We start from the raw sequence: 319 nt of genomic DNA, 5'->3' as shown, positions 1-319 counted from the left end.
CCGGCGCGGGCGGACCATCAGCTTCGGCGGCCGCACCCTCGGCGACGGGCAGCCGAAATACGTCAACGGGCCGGAGACGCCGGTCTTTTCCAAGCGGCGCACGCTCTATGCCCTCGACTTCGCCCGTGCGGCGGTGCGCGAGGGGGCGGCGCTGCTGGCGGTCGAGGGCTACATGGACGTGATCGCCCTGCATCAGGCGGGGCTGGGCGGCGCGGTCGCCCCGCTCGGCACCGCGCTGGGCGAGGAGCAGCTGACCGCGCTGTGGCAGGTCGCCCCGGTGCCGGTGCTGTGCTTCGACGGCGACGCGGCGGGGGCGCGC

General features: G+C 75.9%; 1 protein-coding gene. It reads left to right on the top strand.

The genetic code is table 11. The annotated features are described in order from the left end of the window. Window positions 1-319, top strand: a 319-nt coding sequence (locus B8460_RS20545; RefSeq protein WP_048863486.1) for a toprim domain-containing protein, incomplete at both ends; no start/stop codon positions are given.

The organism is Acidisphaera rubrifaciens HS-AP3, assembly GCF_000964365.1.
Classification (GTDB): Bacteria; Pseudomonadota; Alphaproteobacteria; order Acetobacterales; family Acetobacteraceae; genus Acidisphaera; species Acidisphaera rubrifaciens.
The sequence above is the reverse complement of the archived record's forward strand: the minus strand, read 5'-3'. Positions and strand labels throughout refer to the sequence as shown.